21 protein-coding genes are annotated in these 17,319 nt (G+C 63.6%); 15 read left to right on the top strand and 6 right to left on the bottom strand.

Annotated features, from left to right (window positions below; translation table 11 throughout):
• The first annotated feature begins 196 nt into the window (after nucleotides 1-196).
• From CK226_RS17770 to CK226_RS17760, 3 genes are all read left to right on the top strand, one after another.
• A complete protein-coding gene (locus CK226_RS17770; protein ID WP_095772504.1) occupies nucleotides 197-1,174 on the top strand; it encodes a tripartite tricarboxylate transporter substrate-binding protein in 978 nt (325 codons plus the stop codon).
• 92 nt (nucleotides 1,175-1,266) lie between these two features.
• The gene (locus CK226_RS17765) at nucleotides 1,267-1,740 is read left to right on the top strand and encodes a tripartite tricarboxylate transporter TctB family protein (protein ID WP_095772503.1); all 474 of its coding nucleotides are present in this window, start codon (nucleotides 1,267-1,269) and stop codon (nucleotides 1,738-1,740) included.
• 9 nt (nucleotides 1,741-1,749) lie between these two features.
• Nucleotides 1,750-3,258 carry a tripartite tricarboxylate transporter permease gene (locus CK226_RS17760; protein WP_095772502.1) on the top strand — a complete coding sequence of 503 codons (1,509 nt, stop codon included), beginning with the start codon at nucleotides 1,750-1,752 and terminating at the stop codon, nucleotides 3,256-3,258.
• Nucleotides 3,259-3,265: 7 nt separating this feature from the next.
• Here the strand turns inward: CK226_RS17760 and nth are convergent, their stop codons facing one another.
• Nucleotides 3,266-4,078: an endonuclease III gene (gene nth / locus CK226_RS17755; RefSeq protein WP_095792610.1), complete on the bottom strand. Its 813-nt coding sequence runs from the start codon at nucleotides 4,076-4,078 to the stop codon at nucleotides 3,266-3,268.
• A 22-nt stretch (nucleotides 4,079-4,100) separates the two neighbouring features.
• Here nth and CK226_RS17750 point away from each other — a divergent pair, with 22 nt between their 5' ends.
• Nucleotides 4,101-4,595, top strand: coding sequence for a DUF2244 domain-containing protein (locus tag CK226_RS17750; protein WP_095787054.1), 495 nt, complete (start codon nucleotides 4,101-4,103; stop codon nucleotides 4,593-4,595).
• A 62-nt stretch (nucleotides 4,596-4,657) separates the two neighbouring features.
• Here CK226_RS17750 and CK226_RS17745 read toward each other — a convergent pair whose 3' ends face one another.
• On the bottom strand, nucleotides 4,658-5,473 hold the full coding sequence (locus tag CK226_RS17745) for a class I SAM-dependent methyltransferase (protein ID WP_095792609.1): 816 nt from the start codon (nucleotides 5,471-5,473) through the stop codon (nucleotides 4,658-4,660).
• A gap of 215 nt (nucleotides 5,474-5,688) precedes the next feature.
• On the opposite strand from CK226_RS17745, the gene CK226_RS17740 reads away from it, so the two are divergent.
• The 9 genes from CK226_RS17740 (at nucleotide 5,689) to CK226_RS17700 (ending at nucleotide 12,324) form a co-directional block, all read left to right on the top strand.
• Entirely contained in the window at nucleotides 5,689-6,567 is an 879-nt protein-coding gene (locus CK226_RS17740) for a bifunctional helix-turn-helix domain-containing protein/methylated-DNA--[protein]-cysteine S-methyltransferase (protein WP_095792608.1), read from the top strand.
• 219 nt (nucleotides 6,568-6,786) lie between these two features.
• Nucleotides 6,787-7,257, top strand: coding sequence for a hypothetical protein (locus tag CK226_RS17735; RefSeq protein ID WP_095772497.1), 471 nt, complete (start codon nucleotides 6,787-6,789; stop codon nucleotides 7,255-7,257).
• Nucleotides 7,258-7,278: 21 nt separating this feature from the next.
• The gene (locus CK226_RS17730) at nucleotides 7,279-7,671 is read left to right on the top strand and encodes a hypothetical protein (protein ID WP_095772496.1); all 393 of its coding nucleotides are present in this window, start codon (nucleotides 7,279-7,281) and stop codon (nucleotides 7,669-7,671) included.
• A complete protein-coding gene (locus CK226_RS17725) occupies nucleotides 7,638-8,159 on the top strand; it encodes a hypothetical protein (RefSeq protein ID WP_095772495.1) in 522 nt (173 codons plus the stop codon). Before CK226_RS17730 ends, CK226_RS17725 begins: the two co-directional genes overlap by 34 nt.
• Nucleotides 8,134-8,616 carry a hypothetical protein gene (locus tag CK226_RS17720; protein ID WP_095772494.1) on the top strand — a complete coding sequence of 161 codons (483 nt, stop codon included), beginning with the start codon at nucleotides 8,134-8,136 and terminating at the stop codon, nucleotides 8,614-8,616. The genes CK226_RS17725 and CK226_RS17720 overlap by 26 nt, the downstream gene beginning before the upstream one ends.
• A gap of 206 nt (nucleotides 8,617-8,822) precedes the next feature.
• On the top strand, nucleotides 8,823-9,728 hold the full coding sequence (locus CK226_RS17715) for a ribokinase (protein WP_095792724.1): 906 nt from the start codon (nucleotides 8,823-8,825) through the stop codon (nucleotides 9,726-9,728).
• Nucleotides 9,729-9,730: 2 nt separating this feature from the next.
• Nucleotides 9,731-11,176 carry an amidase gene (locus CK226_RS17710; protein ID WP_095792607.1) on the top strand — a complete coding sequence of 482 codons (1,446 nt, stop codon included), beginning with the start codon at nucleotides 9,731-9,733 and terminating at the stop codon, nucleotides 11,174-11,176.
• A gap of 105 nt (nucleotides 11,177-11,281) precedes the next feature.
• Nucleotides 11,282-11,896 carry a LysE family translocator gene (locus CK226_RS17705; protein WP_095792606.1) on the top strand — a complete coding sequence of 205 codons (615 nt, stop codon included), beginning with the start codon at nucleotides 11,282-11,284 and terminating at the stop codon, nucleotides 11,894-11,896.
• 152 nt (nucleotides 11,897-12,048) lie between these two features.
• Nucleotides 12,049-12,324, top strand: a complete 276-nt coding sequence (locus tag CK226_RS17700) for a hypothetical protein (protein ID WP_245437773.1) — start codon at nucleotides 12,049-12,051, stop codon at nucleotides 12,322-12,324.
• A gap of 58 nt (nucleotides 12,325-12,382) precedes the next feature.
• Here the strand turns inward: CK226_RS17700 and CK226_RS17695 are convergent, their stop codons facing one another.
• Nucleotides 12,383-13,324 carry a nucleoside hydrolase gene (locus CK226_RS17695; protein WP_095772490.1) on the bottom strand — a complete coding sequence of 314 codons (942 nt, stop codon included), beginning with the start codon at nucleotides 13,322-13,324 and terminating at the stop codon, nucleotides 12,383-12,385.
• A 256-nt stretch (nucleotides 13,325-13,580) separates the two neighbouring features.
• On the opposite strand from CK226_RS17695, the gene CK226_RS17690 reads away from it, so the two are divergent.
• Both CK226_RS17690 and CK226_RS17685 read left to right on the top strand, forming a co-directional pair.
• Complete coding sequence (locus CK226_RS17690) at nucleotides 13,581-14,006, top strand: Hsp20 family protein (RefSeq protein ID WP_013893014.1); 426 nt, start codon at nucleotides 13,581-13,583, stop codon at nucleotides 14,004-14,006.
• Nucleotides 14,007-14,070: 64 nt separating this feature from the next.
• Nucleotides 14,071-14,328 carry a DUF1150 family protein gene (locus CK226_RS17685; protein WP_032920755.1) on the top strand — a complete coding sequence of 86 codons (258 nt, stop codon included), beginning with the start codon at nucleotides 14,071-14,073 and terminating at the stop codon, nucleotides 14,326-14,328.
• 71 nt (nucleotides 14,329-14,399) lie between these two features.
• Here CK226_RS17685 and ptsN read toward each other — a convergent pair whose 3' ends face one another.
• The 3 genes from ptsN to rpoN form a co-directional block, all read right to left on the bottom strand.
• Nucleotides 14,400-14,864 (bottom strand): PTS IIA-like nitrogen regulatory protein PtsN, encoded by a 465-nt coding sequence (gene ptsN / locus CK226_RS17680; protein ID WP_019861194.1) that lies wholly within the window; start codon nucleotides 14,862-14,864, stop codon nucleotides 14,400-14,402.
• Between the two features lie 58 nt (nucleotides 14,865-14,922).
• Nucleotides 14,923-15,501, bottom strand: coding sequence for a ribosome-associated translation inhibitor RaiA (gene raiA, locus CK226_RS17675; protein WP_095772489.1), 579 nt, complete (start codon nucleotides 15,499-15,501; stop codon nucleotides 14,923-14,925).
• 266 nt (nucleotides 15,502-15,767) lie between these two features.
• The gene (rpoN, locus tag CK226_RS17670) at nucleotides 15,768-17,294 is read right to left on the bottom strand and encodes an RNA polymerase factor sigma-54 (RefSeq protein WP_095792604.1); all 1,527 of its coding nucleotides are present in this window, start codon (nucleotides 17,292-17,294) and stop codon (nucleotides 15,768-15,770) included.
• Nucleotides 17,295-17,319 lie beyond the last annotated feature (25 nt).

The raw sequence follows: 17,319 nt of genomic DNA, 5'->3' as shown, positions 1-17,319 counted from the left end.
TCGACGATCGACCGTTTCGGATCCGGCCTTCTGGCTCGAACATCTATCCGTTGCATGCCGGCTGCCGCGGATATCCCGGTTTGCCATTTGAGTCCGATTGCAATCTATTGGCCTGCGCTGGTTGTTGTTTCATTCGCGGCCGGCATTGAGAGGAGTTCCGCGCAGCGGTTATTCATATCCCGGGAGGAGAATTACGATGCGAAAATTTGTTGCCGCTCTGGCCGCCGCTGCGGCCCTCACGCTTTATTCGTTCACCGCCGACGCACAATCCTATCCCGAACGCACCATCACCGTTGTCGTGCCGTTCGCGGCCGGCGGTCCGACCGACACCGTCACCCGGCTCGTCGCGGAAGCCGTGTCGAAGGATCTCGGCCGGCAGGTCATCGTCGAGAATGTCGGCGGCGCCGGCGGTACGCTCGGCGCGGGCCGCGTCGCCAATGCCGATCCCGACGGCTACACGCTGCTCCTCCATCATATCGGCATGGCGACGAGTGCCACGCTCTACAGAAAACTCGCCTACGACACGCTGAACGCCTTTGAATATGTCGGCCTGGTGACCGAAGTGCCGATGACCATCGTCGGCCGCAAGGAACTCCCGCCGACCGATCTGAAAGGGCTTGTCGACTACGCCAAGGTCAACAAGGACAGCATCACCGTCGCCAATGCCGGCATCGGTGCGGCCTCGCATCTGTGCGGCATGCTGTTCATGAGCGCCATCGGCACGCCGCTGGTCACCGTGCCCTACAAGGGCACCGGCCCGGCCATGACCGATCTTCTCGGCGGCCAGGTCGACATCATGTGCGACCAGACGACCAACACCACCAAGCAGATCCAGGGCGGCACGATCAAGGCCTATGCCGTCACCTCGCCGGAGCGCCTCGACGTGCTGAAGGATGTGCCGACGACGATCGAAGCAGGCCTCCCCGCGGTGCAGGTCGGCATCTGGCACGGCCTCTATGCGCCGAAGGGCACGCCGGCCGAGATCACCGACCGCCTGTCGAAATCGCTCCAGGTCGCCTTGAAGGACCCGAACGTCATCGCCCGCTTCGCCGAACTCGGCACTAGGCCGTCATCGGAGGCCGACGCGACGCCGGCGGCGCTGAAGGCAAAGCTGGAAAGCGAGATCGCGCGCTGGAAGCCGATCATCGAAGCCGCCGGCCAGTACGCCGACTGATGGCTTGAACCGGGCGCCAGCGGCGCCCCGTTCGCTTCGATCCGTTTTCACCTGCAACGGCAGGCCCGCTCCAAGGGTCAGGAAGGACCGCCATGAAACCTTTCGCAATCGACAGGACCAACGGCCTGTGCGCCGCGCTGTTCATCTTCTTCGGCGCGTTTTTCGCGCTGCAGTCGCTCAGCCTCGAAATCGGTACCGCGCTGCGCATGGGACCGGGCTATTTCCCGCTGGTCCTGGCGATCGTGCTGATCCTGCTGGGCGCCATCATCCTGATCCAGGCGATAAGCGTCGAGGACGAGCCGATCGGCCCCATGGCGTGGCGCGGCATGTTGTTCATCCTGCCGGCGCCGATCTTCTTCGGCCTGACGGTGCGCGGCCTCGGCTTCGTGCCGTCGATCTTCCTGACGGCGCTGATCGCCGCTTTCGCCAGCTGCCGCATGAAGGCGCTCACCGCGCTCGTGCTGTCGGCTGGCCTGACGCTGTTCTCGATCCTCGTCTTCAGCTACGCGCTCGGCCTGCCCTTCCAGCGCTTCGGCCCCTGGCTGCCCTCATGGCTGGCATTGTGAGGCGCTGACATGGACTTGCTCAACAACCTCGCGCTCGGCTTTTCGACCGCCTCGACGCCGGCCAATCTCGGTTTCTGCCTGATCGGCGTCCTGCTCGGCACGCTGATCGGCGTCCTGCCCGGCATCGGCGCCACCGCAACCATCGCCATGCTGCTGCCGATCACCTTCCAGATCGGCGACCCGGTTTCTTCCCTGATCATGCTCGCCGGCATTTACTACGGCGCCCAGTATGGCGGCTCGACCACCGCCATTCTCATCAACATGCCCGGCGAATCCTCGTCGGCCGTCACCGCCATCGACGGCTATCAGATGGCCCGCCAGGGCCGCGCCGGGGCGGCATTGGCGATCGCCGCGATCGGCTCGTTCTTCGCCGGCACGGTGTCGACCTTCCTCGTCGCCGTCTTTGCCCCGCCGTTGACGGCGATAGCCCTGCGGTTCGGCGCGGCGGAGTATTTTTCGTTGATGATCGTCGGCCTTGTCTCCTCCATCGCGCTTGCTCACGGCTCGATCGTCAAGGCGCTGGCGATGGTCGTGCTCGGCCTGCTGCTCGGCATCGTCGGCACCGACATCTACACCGGCGCGCCGCGCTTCACGCTCGGCATCCGCGAATATGCCGACGGGCTGAATTTCGTCGCGGTGGCGGTCGGCGTCTTCGGCATCGCCGAGATCCTGCGCAATCTTGAAAACGAGCATGAGCGCTCGGTGCTGATCAGCAAGGTCTCCGGCCTGATGCCGACCCGCGACGACTTCAAGCGTATGGCAGCACCCATCGTGCGCGGAACCATCATCGGTTCGGCGCTCGGCATCCTGCCCGGCGGCGGCGCGGTGCTTGCGGCCTTTGCCTCCTACACGGTCGAGAAACGCGTGTCGAAAACCCCGCAGGAATTCGGCAAGGGCGCCATCGCGGGCGTCGCCGGACCGGAATCGGCCAACAATGCCGGCGCCCAGACCTCCTTCATCCCGATGCTGACGCTGGGCATTCCGGCCAATCCGGTGATGGCGCTGATGATCGGCGCCATGATCATCCAGGGCATCGTGCCCGGCCCCAATGTCGCCACCGAGCAGCCGGCGCTGTTCTGGGGCGTCATCGCCTCGATGTGGATCGGCAATCTGATGCTGATCATCCTCAACCTGCCGCTGATCGGCCTTTGGGTGAAGCTCCTGACTATCCCCTATTACGTGCTTTTCCCGATCATCATGGCGTTCTGCTCGATCGGCGTTTACAGCGTCAACACCAATGCTTTCGATCTCTATGCCGTCGCCTTCTTCGGCCTGCTCGGCTATGTCCTGACCAAGCTGCGCTGCGAACCGGCTCCCCTGCTGCTCGGCTTCGTGCTCGGCCCGCTGCTCGAGGAAAACCTGCGCCGCGCCATGATCCTGTCGCGCGGCGACCCCAGCACCTTCGTGACGCGGCCGATCAGCGCCGGCCTGCTGCTGGTGGCGCTGGCCGTGCTCGTCATCGTCTTCCTGCCCTCGGTCAAGAAGAAGCGCGAAGAGGTGTTCGTGGAGGAGAGTTGAAGCACGGTCAGCTTTGGGCTTGAACCTCGTCCAGCGGATCGAGCGGAGCGATCGGCACCAACGGCGCTGGAATGCTGGTCGTCTTCTCCTGCGCCTTACAGATATCGGCGATGACGCAGGCCGGGCAGTCCGGCTTGCGCGCCTTGCAGACATAGCGGCCATGCAGGATCAGCCAGTGATGCGCATGGCGCATATATTCGTCCGGGATGATCTTCAGCAGCCCTTGCTCGACCTGTTCGGGTGTCTTGCCGGGCGCCAGGCCGAGCCGGTTGCCGATCCGGAAAATATGCGTGTCGACCGCCATCGTATGCTGGCCGAAGGCCATGTTGAGCACGACATTGGCGGTCTTGCGCCCGACGCCCGGCAGCTTGACCAGCTCGTCGCGGTTGTCGGGCACTTCCCCGCCATGGTCACGGATCAGCGCTTCCGACAGCGCGATGACGTTCTTGGCCTTGTTGCGCCACAGACCGATGGTCCTGATGTAATCGCCGACCTTGGCCTCGCCCAGCGCCAGCATCGTCCGCGGCGTGTCGGCGGCTTTGAACAAGGCCCTTGTCGCCTTGTTGACGCCGGCGTCCGTCGCCTGCGCCGAAAGCACCACCGCCACCAAGAGCGTAAAGGCGTTGACATGTTCGAGCTCACCCTTCGGCTCCGGCCGCTGGACGGAAAAGCGGCGGAAGATCTCGTGCACTTCGGCCGGACTGTAGCGTGACGTCCGTCGCACCGGCCGCGGGCGCGGCTTGGCGTTCGAGCCGTCACGTCGTCCGGCTGGCAGGTCTTTTTCGGGCATGGAAGAATCTTTGGACTTGGGGCTCGCCATTTCCTTCCTATAATATCCTGTCATGAGCGACACAAACGCCTCGTTCCAGGCTGACGAGCCCTTCTTTCACGCATTGCTGACCCCGCACCGGTCGCTGGGCAGGACGGGCTTCCTGGTCCTGATGGGCGCTTTGTCGTTCGGCTGGCTGGCGACCGGCGCGTTCTTCCTGTCGCGCGGCGCATGGCCGGTATTTGGCTTCTTCGGTCTCGACGTGGTCGCCGTCTACATCGCCTTCCGTGTCAACTACCGCGCCGCCCGCGCCCGCGAGGAGGTATCGGTCTCGCGTACCACGCTCGACATCCGCAAGACGGCCCCTTCGGGAAAATCGGAAGCCCACCGCTTCAACCCGTTCTGGGCACGGTTTTCAGTCGCCCGCCACGCCGAGATCGGCATCACCAAAATGACGGTCGAAGGCCAAGGCCGCAACGTGCCGATCGGCGGCTTTCTCGATCCCGAGTCCCGCGAGAGCTTTGCCACCGCCTTTTCGCGCGCGCTGGCGACCGCCAAGGCTCGCTGAACGGCTCTTTGTTTTGACGCAATTCCGGACGGAAAACCGTTCACACTTTTCCTGGAATTGCTCTAGAACCGATAGCGCAGAAGCCTGCCGACCTTGCGCAGCGCCGGAATGTGTTTCCACAGGCGAACGAAGAGTTTGGCGGACCAGCCCATGCGGGCGGCGTGTTCGGGCATGTAGGCGGAAATATCCTCGACGAACCGCAGTTTCGGAACCGCCAATTCCAGCTCGTGCGGATCATCGATCGCCCAGTGAACCTCTGCGCCAGTCGCCTTGATGGTGGGATTGAGACGAAGCAGCGTCAGACCGAAACGGCTGTAGGCGTCGAACATCAGCTCGCCGCCGGCAAGGTGCGAGACAAGCCGCGAAACCAGGCGCAGCCCTTCGTCTGCGGGAAGATAGGGCGTCAGCCCTTCCGCCACCACGATGGCCGGGCGGTTGCGGGGCACTTCGGCCAGCCAGCCGGGCTCGGTCACCGACGAAGCGATGAGATGATAACGGTCGCGGGACGGGTAAAGTTTTCGCCTGAGTTCGATGACCTGGGGATAGTCGACGTCGAACCAGTCCACGCCTGGCGGCGGATCGACACGGAAGATGCGCGTATCGAGCCCGCAGCCCAGATGCAGCACGATGGCGCCGGGATTCCTCGCCAGAAAATCCTCGACACGAACGTCCAGCGTCTTGGCCCGGATCGCCAGGCCGATGCCGAGATTCTCGTCGACCTTGAGCCTGGAGAAATCATAGTCGATCTTGTGCACCGCCTCGTCGGCGAAATGATCCCCAAGCAGCGAATGGGGCAGCCGGCTCTCCAGCGCCTTGCCGTACAGCGTCATCAGCAAGGTTTCCTTTGCCCCGGTCAGATGCACTTTCTCGCCAGCCATGAGCGACTCCTGGCATGAGCATGATCCCGAAAAGTGGATACCGGTTTTCGGAAAAGATCATGCTCGAACACAAAGAGAGAGCCCCGTCCCGACCCATCGGGATGGAACAGGCTCTCGAAACCCCGAGTCTATCTGGGTATGCGCGGCAAGAAGGCAAGTTTCGGGTGGCGATCGCCGCCCCGAGGGGCGATATTCCTGGCCAAGGAGACAGTTCGATGAGCACACAGACAGCCGTCCTCAAAAAGGACGTCACGCCGCAAGGCAGCGACTACGAGATCGTGCGCCGCGCCATCGAGAAGATCAGCCTCGACTATCGCGACCAGCCTTCGCTCGAGGAGCTTGCCGAGGAAGTCGGCGAGACGCCAACCGGCCTGCAAAAACTCTTCACCCGCTGGGCCGGCCTGTCGCCCAAAGCCTTCCTGCAGGCGGTGACGCTCGACCACGCCCGCCGGCTGCTCGATTCCGGCATGCCGCTGCTCGAAACCTCGTTCGAACTGGGCATGTCCGGCCCTGGCCGGCTGCATGACCTGTTCGTCACCCATGAGGCAATGTCGCCGGGCGACTACAAGACACGCGGCGCCGGCCTCACGATCCGCTACGGCTACCATCCCTCGCCTTTCGGCACCGCCCTGATCATGGCCACTGACCGCGGGCTTGCCGGCCTCGCTTTCTGCGACCCCGGCGAGGAGCGCGCCGCCTTCGCCGACATGTCCAGCCGCTGGCCGAACGCCATCTATGTCGAGGACCTGGCCGCGACCGGTCCTTACGCCGCGCGCATCTTCGATCCGACGCTGTGGCGCCCCGACCAGCCGCTGCACGTCGTCATGATCGGCACCGACTTCCAGGTTCGCGTCTGGGAGGCGCTGCTGCAGATCCCGATGGGCAAGGCCCGCACCTATTCCTCGATCGCCGCCAGCATCGGCGCGCCAAGCGCCAGCCGCGCGGTCGGCGCCGCCAATGGCGCCAACCCGCTCTCCTTCGTGGTGCCTTGCCATCGCGCCATCGGCAAGTCCGGCGACCTCACCGGCTACCACTGGGGCCTGACCCGCAAGCGCGCCATCCTTGGCTGGGAGGCGGGCCAAGTGTCGTCGTAAATATCGTTTTTCCAGTTTCCGGCGAAGAAATTTACAGATCTTGGATAGCAGAAAGTATTAATTGGATTCTATCGGAAATTCACGTTACAACCGGTGACAACCTTCGGTTCTTTATAAGATGTTATTTCCGCGAATTATTTAGGTTTACACTAAATTAACCACGATAAAGCGATCATGACTCCTGTTAATTCGGGCGATCCGACTTAATAGGAGGTCTCGATGAAGTTGTTTCGCACCGCCTTCGGTGCAACCCTGCTGGTCGCGTGTCTGGGCCAGCCTGCATCGGCTGCGACGCAAAATGTCATTTTCAATGGCACGATCACCCCGACCTGCACGCTTGTCATTGCCACCAATGGCACGATGACGGTCAGTCCCGACCTCCAGACCCTCAGTTCCCACAACAGCGGCGGCTCTGCCGGAACCGTCACGCTGACGACGACAGGCGGCGTGTCGCTGAGCGTCGATCCGGTTACCGCCACGACAGTGCCGTCGGCCGACACGACGTCGACCACCTGGACGCCAACCTACTCTTCCGCCGGTGCGCACTCCATCGTCGAGACCGGTTCCGCTACCGCCATCAGCACACCCGGCGCCGACCTCGTTTCGGTCCATCTCGCCGGCACCAAGGGCGGCAGCAACCGCTTCGCCAACGGCAACTATCAGGCAACGGTAACGCTTCGCTGCGAGTAGCGCCCGGGGAAGGAGGCATCCTTGACACCTTTTCGAACCCTGGCGACGGCGCTGGCCGTCGGCCTGATCCCTGCTGCCGCGGCGGCGCAGTCGATGTCGCCGATGCGCGGCGAGGTCAACAGTTTCACCGACGTCTTCGCGGTCCGCGTCTTCCCGGCCAATCCATACGACCAGAAGATCAAGATCGAAATCCACGTCTACGATCAGGATTTTCAGCCGGTGGACGCCAGGATATCACCGGCTGCCTTCCAGCTCGGCGCCCAGGCCTCCCGTCCCGTCCTTGTGGTCGTGCCCTTCGGCGGCGCCGCCGAGCGTAAAGTGCGTATCTGTACGGAAAGCATCCCCTTCCCCAACCAGCAGACGCAGATAAGGGCGCAGATATGCGGAAAGTTCTTTGGGCACCGCAAGTCCTGACGCTGGCACTCGCGGTTGCTGTCACAAGCACCGTTCCAACTCAGGCCCAGGACCAGATCTACAATCTCAACCAGAACGAGAACGGCTTCAATTTGCCCGGTGTCACCTTGCCCCAGGGCCAGGACGAGGTCCATGCCGCGGACGGCACCACTTGCCGTTCCGCCGTTTCCGGTTCTGGTGCCTATGTCGATCTCGGCGTTATCAGAGGCAACAACCAGACGGACAATGGCGTCGCCACCTACGGCCGGGTGGTGATCCCGATCGGGCGTACGCCGAAACGCCTCGACTGCAGCCGGCTGTATGAACTGGAGGTCCAGCGCCTGCAGATGGAGCTGAAACTGCTCAAAATGGGCCTCGGCGGCGACGGCCCGACCGGAAGCGTGGCCACGAGCGCTCCCGCGACCGCGGCCGCATCACCTGGATGGGCCAACGAAGGCTGGACCATCAGGACCGGAAACAGCGATGGCAAGAAGAAGAAGAAAAAATAGGCCCGCGCTGCTTACGATAGCAGCCCTTGCCGGCTTCAGCCAGCCCGCACCGGCGGCGATCATCGGCACCTGCACCATCATGGTCGGGGCATCGGGGACGATGACCGCAAATCCTGCCATAAGCATACTGGGTTCCAAACAGGCAGGCGGATCGAGCGCCAGCGCCACCGTGGTGGCGAGCTCGCTTCTGTGCACCCTGCTCAACCTGCTGGACTGCTATTCGGTTTCGGCGCCGGCGCCTGCCGCATTCTCGTCCGCGCCGAGCGGCGGCGGCACCAACGTCACCTTCGCCTCGGTCTTCCGGCTCGATGGCTCGGGGGTCGACATCAACGGAAGCGTGCCGCAAAGGGTCACCAACGGCACCCACGCCCTGCAGGTCGATCTCACCGCCACCAAGTCGAGCGGCGTCTTTCCCGCGGGCACCTATCAGGGCATCGTCACCGTGCGCTGCGAGTGAGGCGACAAATCGCCTTTTGATATCCACATGGTCTGGCAACTCATCGCATGAAGCGCTAGCTTCCCGCACAACCGGGGTGACGGCGCATCGATACGGATGCACCGGCGCAGCTCGTCATCTCGATCCACATTGTGGATCTCGATCCACATCGTGCTTTCCGAAAGTCGATCCTGATTTCCGGCCAGCGCTGGCAGGGAGGCACTTTCTTGATAGTCGTCATCGGCTCGATCAATCTCGACCTTATCGCCAAAGTCGACCGCTTGCCGAGCCCCGGCGAAACGATGAGCGGTTCCAGTTTCGCCACGGCGCCGGGCGGCAAGGGCGCCAACCAGGCGCTGGCTGCCGCGCGCGCCGGCGTCCAGGTGCGCATGGTCGGCGCCGTCGGCAAGGACAGTTTCGCCGGCGAGGCGCTGGCGTTGCTGCGCGAGGCCAAGGTCGACCTGTCGGGCGTGGGCGAAACCTTTGCCTCGACCGGAACGGCGCTGATCATGGTCGGTGCCGATGGCGAGAACATCATCGCCGTGGTTCCCGGCGCCAATGCGTCCGTGGTGCCCGGCGACCTTTCCAAGGCCTTCCTCCAAAAGGGCGATGTCGTGCTGCTCCAGCATGAGATCCCGCTGGCGACCGTCGATGCGGCACTCGACCAGGCACGGGCGGCCGGTGCCATCACCGTGCTCAACACCGCTCCTTTCCAGGGCGACGCGGCTGCTTTCCTCGGAAAGACCGATTATGCCGTCGCCAACGAGACCGAGTTCGACCTCTATGGCGAGGCGCTGGCGCTTAACGGCCGCGACCGCGCGGCACGCATGCGCGACTTCGCCGCGAAAACCGGCCGCACCATCGTCGTCACCCTCGGCGGCGACGGCGTCATGGCAGCGACACCGAGCGAGTTCCTCACCCTTGCGGCCATGAAGATCACGCCTGTCGACACGGTCGGCGCCGGCGACACCTTTTGCGGCTACTTCGCTGCCGGCCTGTCGGCCGGCCTAGCCCTCGACAAGGCACTGGCACGCGCCGCTGCGGCGGGCTCGCTCGCATGTCTCAAGCCCGGCGCCCAGCCGGCGATCCCGCTGGCCAAGGATGTCGATCAAGCCTTGCTGGAAACCCATTGAAAGTGATGCGCCCCGGGACGAAACATGCCGTGCCGCCGGCCGGTGATATCTGCCGCCTGTCCGCCCTCGACCTTGCCGGCGCGATCAGCCGCAAGAAACTGTCCGTGCGCGAGGTGGTGACGGCCTTCCTCGACCGCATCGAAGCGGTCAACCCGCTGGTCAACGCCATCGTCTCGTTGCGCGACCGCGACGATATCCTGCGCGAGGCCGATGCAGCCGATGCCAGGCAAGCGAGCGAAACCGGGACGCTCTTCGGCCTGCCGATCGCCATCAAGGACCTCGCCTCGACGACCGGGCTCAGGACCTCCTTCGGCTCGCCTATCTTTGCCGATTTCGTGCCGCAGGAAGACGATTTCTTCGTCGAGCGCATCCGCAACGCCGGCGCCATCATCATCGGCAAGACCAATGTTCCCGAATTCGGGTTGGGATCCAACACCTACAACAACGTCTTCGGGCCGACGCTGAACGCTTTCGATCCGGCGCTCACCGCCGGCGGCTCGAGCGGCGGCGCGGCGGTGGCGCTGGCGCTCGACATGGTGCCCGTCGCCGATGGCAGCGACTTCGGCGGCTCGCTGCGCAATCCGGCAGGCTGGAACAATGTCTACGGCTTCCGGCCATCGCAAGGGCTTGTGCCCGCCGGACCCGATCTTGAGGTCTTCCATGCGCAGATGGGCGTCGAGGGCCCGATGGGCCGCAACGTCGCCGACATGGCGCTGCTGCTCGACGTGCAGGCAGGCTACCATCCGCAGGCGCCCCTGTCCTATGAGAAACCGGGTTCGTTCCTCGAAGGGCTTGCACCGCCATCGACTGGCGGCCGCGTCGCCTGGCTCGGCGACCTCGGCGGTCATCTGCCAGTCGAACCTGGCATCCTCGATCTGTGCGAGGCGGCTCTCGGCCGCTTCGCGGATGCATCCTTCCCGGCGGAACCCTTGCTCCCGGATTTCGACTTCGAAGCGCTGTGGCAGGCCTTCGTGATGCTGCGCCAGGCCAGCAGCGGCTGCGCCCTCAAGGTCCATTACGACGATCCTTCCAAGCGCGGTCTGCTGAAGCCGGAAGCCATATGGGAAATCGAGAACGCCATGCGGCTGACGGCGCCGCAGATCCGCGCGGCCTCGGTCGTGCGCACCTCCTGGCATCGGATACTGCTGTCGATCTTCGACCGCTTCGGTCTCGTCGCCCTGCCCACCGCGCAGGTCTTCCCCTTCGAGGTCGGCATGCACTGGCCAAGCGAGGTCGCCGGACGGCCGATGGACAGCTATCACCGCTGGATGCAGGTTTCAGCCTTCGCCACGCTGGGCGGCTGCCCGGCGGTCAACGTGCCGGTCGGCTTCGACGACAAGGGCCGGCCAATGGGCATGCAGCTGATCGGCCGGCCGCGCGGCGACCTCGCCGTACTGAGGGCCGCCGCCGCCTATGAGGCGACGCTGCCCTGGCAGGCCGGCGCCTGACGCACGTGCAACGGCCCGGCGTTTCGCGTCAGGCTTGCGCGGAGGTTACCCGCATGCATTAATTGTCGCCTGCCACGCCGCATTGGCGGCATTTTGAGGAAGATCATGTCGCTGGAACTTTACGCCGCCTATGTTCTCGCCTGCATCGTTATCATCCTGGTGCCGGGACCGACGGTCACGCTGATCATCGCCAACAGCATCCGGCACGGAACCCGCGCCGGTCTGGCCAATGTCGCCGGCACGCAGGCCGGGCTTGCCATCATGATCGCCATTGTCGGCATCGGCCTCAACACGCTGATCGCGGCCATGGGCCACTGGTTCGAATGGGTCAGGCTGATCGGCGCCGCCTACCTGATCTGGATGGGCGTGCAGATGTTCCGCTCCAAGGGCACGCTGAATGCCGACGGAACCGCCAGAAAGCCGCGCGGCGGTTTCTTCCTGCAGGGCCTGCTGGTGGCGCTCAGCAATCCCAAGACGCTGGTGTTCTTCGGCGCCTTCTTCCCGCAGTTCATCGCGCCGGAAGGCAACTATTCGCTGCAGATCGTCGTCATGGGCCTCACCGCCATGATCTTCGCCGCCGTGTCGGATTCGACCTACGCACTCGCCGCCGGCCGCGCCGGGCGCCTGCTGTCGGCCCGCCGCATCAAGCTCATGTCCAGGATCAGCGGCAGCTTCCTGGTCGGCGGCGGCCTGTGGCTGGCGTTTTCGAGGTCGAAGTAACGGCGGCCGCGAGCCGGGCGACGCGAAGAGTTGCAGCGCCCTCGCATGGCAACCGATTGAAAGTCTGCTCTCCCACCACCACATGAATCTCTATCGGGGGATTCATGCCTGTCTTTTGGACTTGGGATGGTTTGAAGAGGAATGCGCCTGGCGTGATCCTCTTCATCGGTGCGTTTGCGATTATGCTCATGTTGGCGGCGAACAAATGGGCCAACGACGCAAGCCCGATTCGGTCTGTCGGTGCCATCGATGCAACGATCAAAAGTGCCCAATGGAGAGACGGTAAGTACATCCTCCATGTGCTTGTTCTCAACGATGGCTCGTCTGTGCTCATCGACGACGACCGCCCGCATCTGATTGGGTCAGATGCGAGCATCGAACGCGTCACGCGCGACAATGGCGTCGTCTTCTACCGGTTTCCCGAGTGAGACATGCCCAGAAGCTCTATGCCTCTGGGCAAACCGTCTGCATCGATCGGCGGAAGTGTTACAGCCGGCCCAGCCGCTCCACCAGCAGCGCGAAGAAGCCGTCATGGTCGATGTCGCGCATCACCATGGCATTCTTTTCCCGCTTGGTGACGCCCCACCAGTCGATCACGGTCATGCCCATGGTCAGTTCCGAGGCGGTCTCCACGCTGACATTGCAGTTGCGGCCCTTGAACAGGTCCGGCTTCAACAGGTAGGCGATGACGCAGGGGTCGTGCAGCGGGCCGCCATCGGTGCCGTATTTGCCCTCGTCGTAACGCTCGAAGAATTCCAGCATCTCGGCGGTCGCGATGCCGACCTTGGTGCCGAGCGCGCGGAAAGCCTGCGTGCGCTTGGTGGTGGTCAGCGCCTTGTGGGTGACGTCGAGCGGCATCATCACGATCGGGATGCCGGCCTTGAACACCAGATCGGCGGCCTGCGGATCGACATAGATGTTGAATTCGGCCGCGGGCGTGACGTTGCCGCCCTCGAAGAAGCCGCCCCCCATCAGCACGATTTCCTTGATGCGCGGCGCGATCCGCGGTTCGCGGATCAGCGCCAGCGCGATGTTGGTCAACGGCCCGAGCGGGCAGAGCGTGATGGTGCCGCTCTCTTCCTTCATCAGCGTCTCGACGATGAAGTCGACGGCATACTGCTCCTGCAGCTTCATCGTCGGTTCGGGCAGCTGCGGCCCGTTGAGGCCGGTCTTGCCATGCACTTCCTCGGCGGTGACCAATGTGCGCGCCAGGGGACGGATAGCGCCGGCATAGACCTTGACCTCCGGGCGGCCGGCCAGTTCGCAAATCTTGCGGGCATTCTTCTCGGTAAGCTTCAGCGGCACGTTGCCGGCAACGGCGGTGATGCCGACGATCTCCAGTTCGCTGCTGCCGAGCGCCAAGAGAATAGCGACGGCATCATCCTGGCCGGGATCGGTGTCGATGATGATCTTGCGTGGTTGGGGCATTTCAATTCCTTGTTTGGGAGGCCGTGAGCTCACCGGATCGATCGCACGCCTGAAGAACGACCCCGGCGCTTCTCCTTGCATCCGCGCGTCGTTTCAAGCGCCATGTCGATTATTCCTGTGAGTCCAAGGCTTGGTCTTTTTGGGCGGGTCTTGTGGTGGCTTGAACTTGGTCGCGGGGCGGACCATATCAAGGCCATCGGGAAAAATGCCATCCGGGTTTTTCCAGTTTATGTCGCTCTTGAGAGGACAGTGTAACATGAGCCGAATGACGCCTTTCTCCAGCCCGCTTCTCCTTGGTTTCGATGCCATGGAAAAGACCTTGGAGCGTCTGGCGAAGTCCGGTGATAGCTACCCTCCCTACAACATCGAGCGCCTCAGCGGTGCCGACGGCAAGGCCGAAAGGCTGCGCATCACACTCGCCGTCGCCGGTTTCGCCGAAAGCGATCTCGATGTGACAACGGAGGAAAACCAGCTGGTCGTGCGCGGCCGTCAGACCGACGACACCGAGCGCGAATTCCTTCATCGCGGCATCGCCGCGCGCCAATTCCAGCGCTGTTTCGTGCTGGCCGACGGCATGCGTGTGATCGCGGCGGAGCTGAAGAACGGCCTTTTGTCGATCGACCTCGATCGGCCGGAGTCCGAACGGCTGGTACGGAAAATAAATATATCGGTGAAAGACTGATCTTCACCGACGGCTCTCATGCGGGATGGCCTTGAGCGGCGTCCTCGCGCCAAGGAGGCTTGAAATGACCAGAACTGACGAGAATATCACCATGACGAGCGGTGAATTCGCCCATCTCGGCGAAGGCTCGGTCGCTTATCTGCGCAAGGTCTCGAGCGATGAGTTGCTCGGCCGCTTCCCCAACATCGGTGAAATCGCGCCCGGCCTGGAATTGTGGGCGCTGTTTGCCGCCAATGGCCAGCCGATCCTGCTTTCCGACGCGCGTGACCGCGCGCTGGCCGGCGCCATGGAAAACGACCTGACCACCGTCGCCATTCACTAAAAGCGACCGGTTGGCTGACACGAAGAGGGCCGCCCGCGGCGGCCCTTGGCAAGTCTTTTCAAAATCCGGCTTCAGGCGGCGTGCGAGGCCTGCGTGTCCGACAGCAGCGCGTGGATCGCCGCGGCATCGCGCGTCCCCCTGATCTTGGCCACCGTGTCGGCGTCGCGCAGCACGCGCGCGATGCGCGACAAGGCCTTCAGATGATCGGCGCCCGCCCCTTCCGGCGCCAACAGCAGAAACACCAGATCGACAGGCTGGTCGTCCAGCGACTCGAAATCGACCGGCGTTTCCAGCCGGGCGAAAACACCGGCGATGCGCTTCACGCCGGCGAGCTTGCCGTGCGGAATGGCGATGCCATTGCCGACGCCCGTCGAGCCCAGCCGCTCACGCTGCAGGATGGTGTCGAACACTTCCCTCTCCGGAATGCCCGAAATCGCCGCCGCCCGTTCAGAAAGCAATTGCAGAAGCTGCTTCTTGGAGTTCGCCTTCAACGCCGGCAAGATCGCCGGAACGCTGATAAGATCGCTCAGATCCATGCTTGAAAATCCCTTGTTCGCCTGCCGTGGCCAGTCCCCACCCCTCGTGCGGCTGGCTTTATCCCTGTGCGACCTTGGTCGTGGACGGGTCGATCCAGCCAATGTTTCCGTCGGGCCGGCGATAGACGATATTGAGATGATCGGTTCCGGCGTTGCGGAAAACGAACACCGGACTGTCCTTGGTATCGAGTTCGATGACCGCCGAGGCCACCGACATGGTCTTCAGCGTCATGGTCGATTCGGCGACGATGGCCGGCGCGAAATCCTCCGGCATCTCCTCGTCGTCATCGGCAAGCGGCGCCATCACCGTATAGGCGATGTCGGTCAAATCGCCATTGCCTGAATTGTGCGATTTGAGACGGCGCTTGTAGCGCCGAAGCCGGGTCTCCAGCCGATCGGCCGCGGCCTCGAAAGCCAGGGTCGGATCCTGGGCATCGCCGGTGGCCTGCAGCGAGGCGCCGGAATCCAGCCGGATCATGCAATCCGCCGAATAGCGCGAGCCCGATTTGATGACGGTGACGTGTCCCGCAAAGCCGCGATCGAAATATTTGCCGATCGCTTCGCCGACACGATCGTTGATGCGTGTGCGGAACGCATCGCCGATATCCATGTGTTTTCCCGATATGCGCAGATTCATCTGAAAACTGACCTTCCTTGCTCAGGCTTCAAACTGGCCCGAGTTTATACTCGTGATCCGTGCGCACAAGCTTTGCGGCGTCACTCGCGCCGATTTAAATCCGAACTTTCCGGTTGATCACAAGCCGCCTTTTTGACCATCCCGAGGCCATTGTCGTGACGGACCATCCGCTAGCGGGCATCGGGCCCGTCTCATGCGGGCGGGCTTCTAGCCACTTCCCCGCGGCTTGTCAATGAAGCTCGGCAGTTGTGGAAAATCGCAGGCGCCTAGCGCCCGGCGCTGGCGAGCGCCCGCTTCTCGCGCCGGCGCTGCACCGACGACGGAATATTCATGCCTTCCCGATACTTGGCGACCGTGCGCCGGGCGATATCGACGCCGCTCTCCTTGAGCATGTCGACGATCGCGTCATCCGAAAGTACATCGATAGGTTTTTCTTCGTCGATCAGCTGCTTGATGCGATCACGCACCGCTTCCGAGGAATGCGCGTCGCCGCCGCCCGACGCGGCGATCGAGGCGGTGAAGAAATAGCGCAGTTCGAACACGCCGCGCGGGGTCAGCATGTATTTGTTTGCGGTAACGCGGCTGACGGTCGATTCGTGCATGCCGATCGCGTCGGCCACCGTGCGCAAATTGAGCGGCTTCAGCTGGCGCACGCCGTGGACCAGGAATGCATCCTGCTGGCGCACGATTTCCGAGGCCACTTTGAGGATCGTCTTTGCCCGCTGGTCGAGGCTGCGCGTCAGCCAGTTGGCGTTCTGCAGGCATTCGGCCAGGAAATCCTTTTCCGCCTGGTTCTTCGCATGCGGCGACACCTGGGCGAAATAAATATGGTCGACCAGCACGCGCGGCAGCGTCTCGGCGTTGAGTTCGACGGTCCAGCTGCCGTCATTGGCCGCGCGCACCTCGACATCGGCGACGATGGCGTCACTGGCGCCGCCCGAAAACGCCATGCCCGGGCGCGGATCGAGTGCCCGGATTTCGGCCAGCATGTCGAGCAGATCCTCCTCGTCGACGCCGCAAATCCGCTTCAGCGTCTGGAAATCACGCCGCGCCAGGAGCTCGAGATTGGCGACCAGGGCCTTCATCGCCGGGTCGAGACGGTCGCGCGCCGCAAGCTGCAGCGAAAGACATTCGGCAAGGTCGCGGGCGAACAGACCGGTCGGCTCGAAGGTCTGGCACACCGCCAGCACCTTGGCCACGCTCGCTGCGTCGGTGCCCAGACGCGCGGCGATCTCCTCGATATCAGCCCTGACATAGCCGGTTTCGTCGAGGCCATCGGCGAGTTCGCCTGCGATCAGCCGCGCCGCGGGATCGACGAACGCGAGGGCGATCTGCTCGCCGACATGGTCGCGCAAGGTGATGGCGCTCGCCGCCATGTCGCCGGCGTCGAGCCCCTCGGACGAGGAGACGCCGCCATTGCCGGATGCCGATTTCCATTGCGCCGTCAGGTCGGGTCCGAGCCGCTCGCTGATGCCGGGATCGTCGGGAAACAGGTTCTCCAGCGACGTATCGAGTTTTTCCGATATCGCCTCGGCGCTCCACCCCGCCTCGTTCTCGAACCAGTCGCCCTCGGCGGCCGCTTGCGGCTCTGCCTCGATCTTCTGCACCTGGTCGCTCGCGGCGTCGTCCTGCGGCTCGGCGCGCTCCAGAAGCGGGTTGCGCTCGATCTCCTCGTCGATGAAGTGCTCAAGCTCGACATGGGTGAACTGCAGCAGCCGAATCGACTGCATCAGCTGCGGCGTCATCACCAGCGACTGGGACTGTCTGAGCTGTAATTTCGCCGCCAACGCCATGGTTCGGTTTCAAACGCCTCCTCTA

It is taken from the genome of Mesorhizobium sp. WSM4311 (assembly GCF_002295115.1).
GTDB lineage: Bacteria > Pseudomonadota > Alphaproteobacteria > Rhizobiales > Rhizobiaceae > Mesorhizobium.
This window is presented reverse-complemented; position numbering and strand designations above follow the sequence as displayed.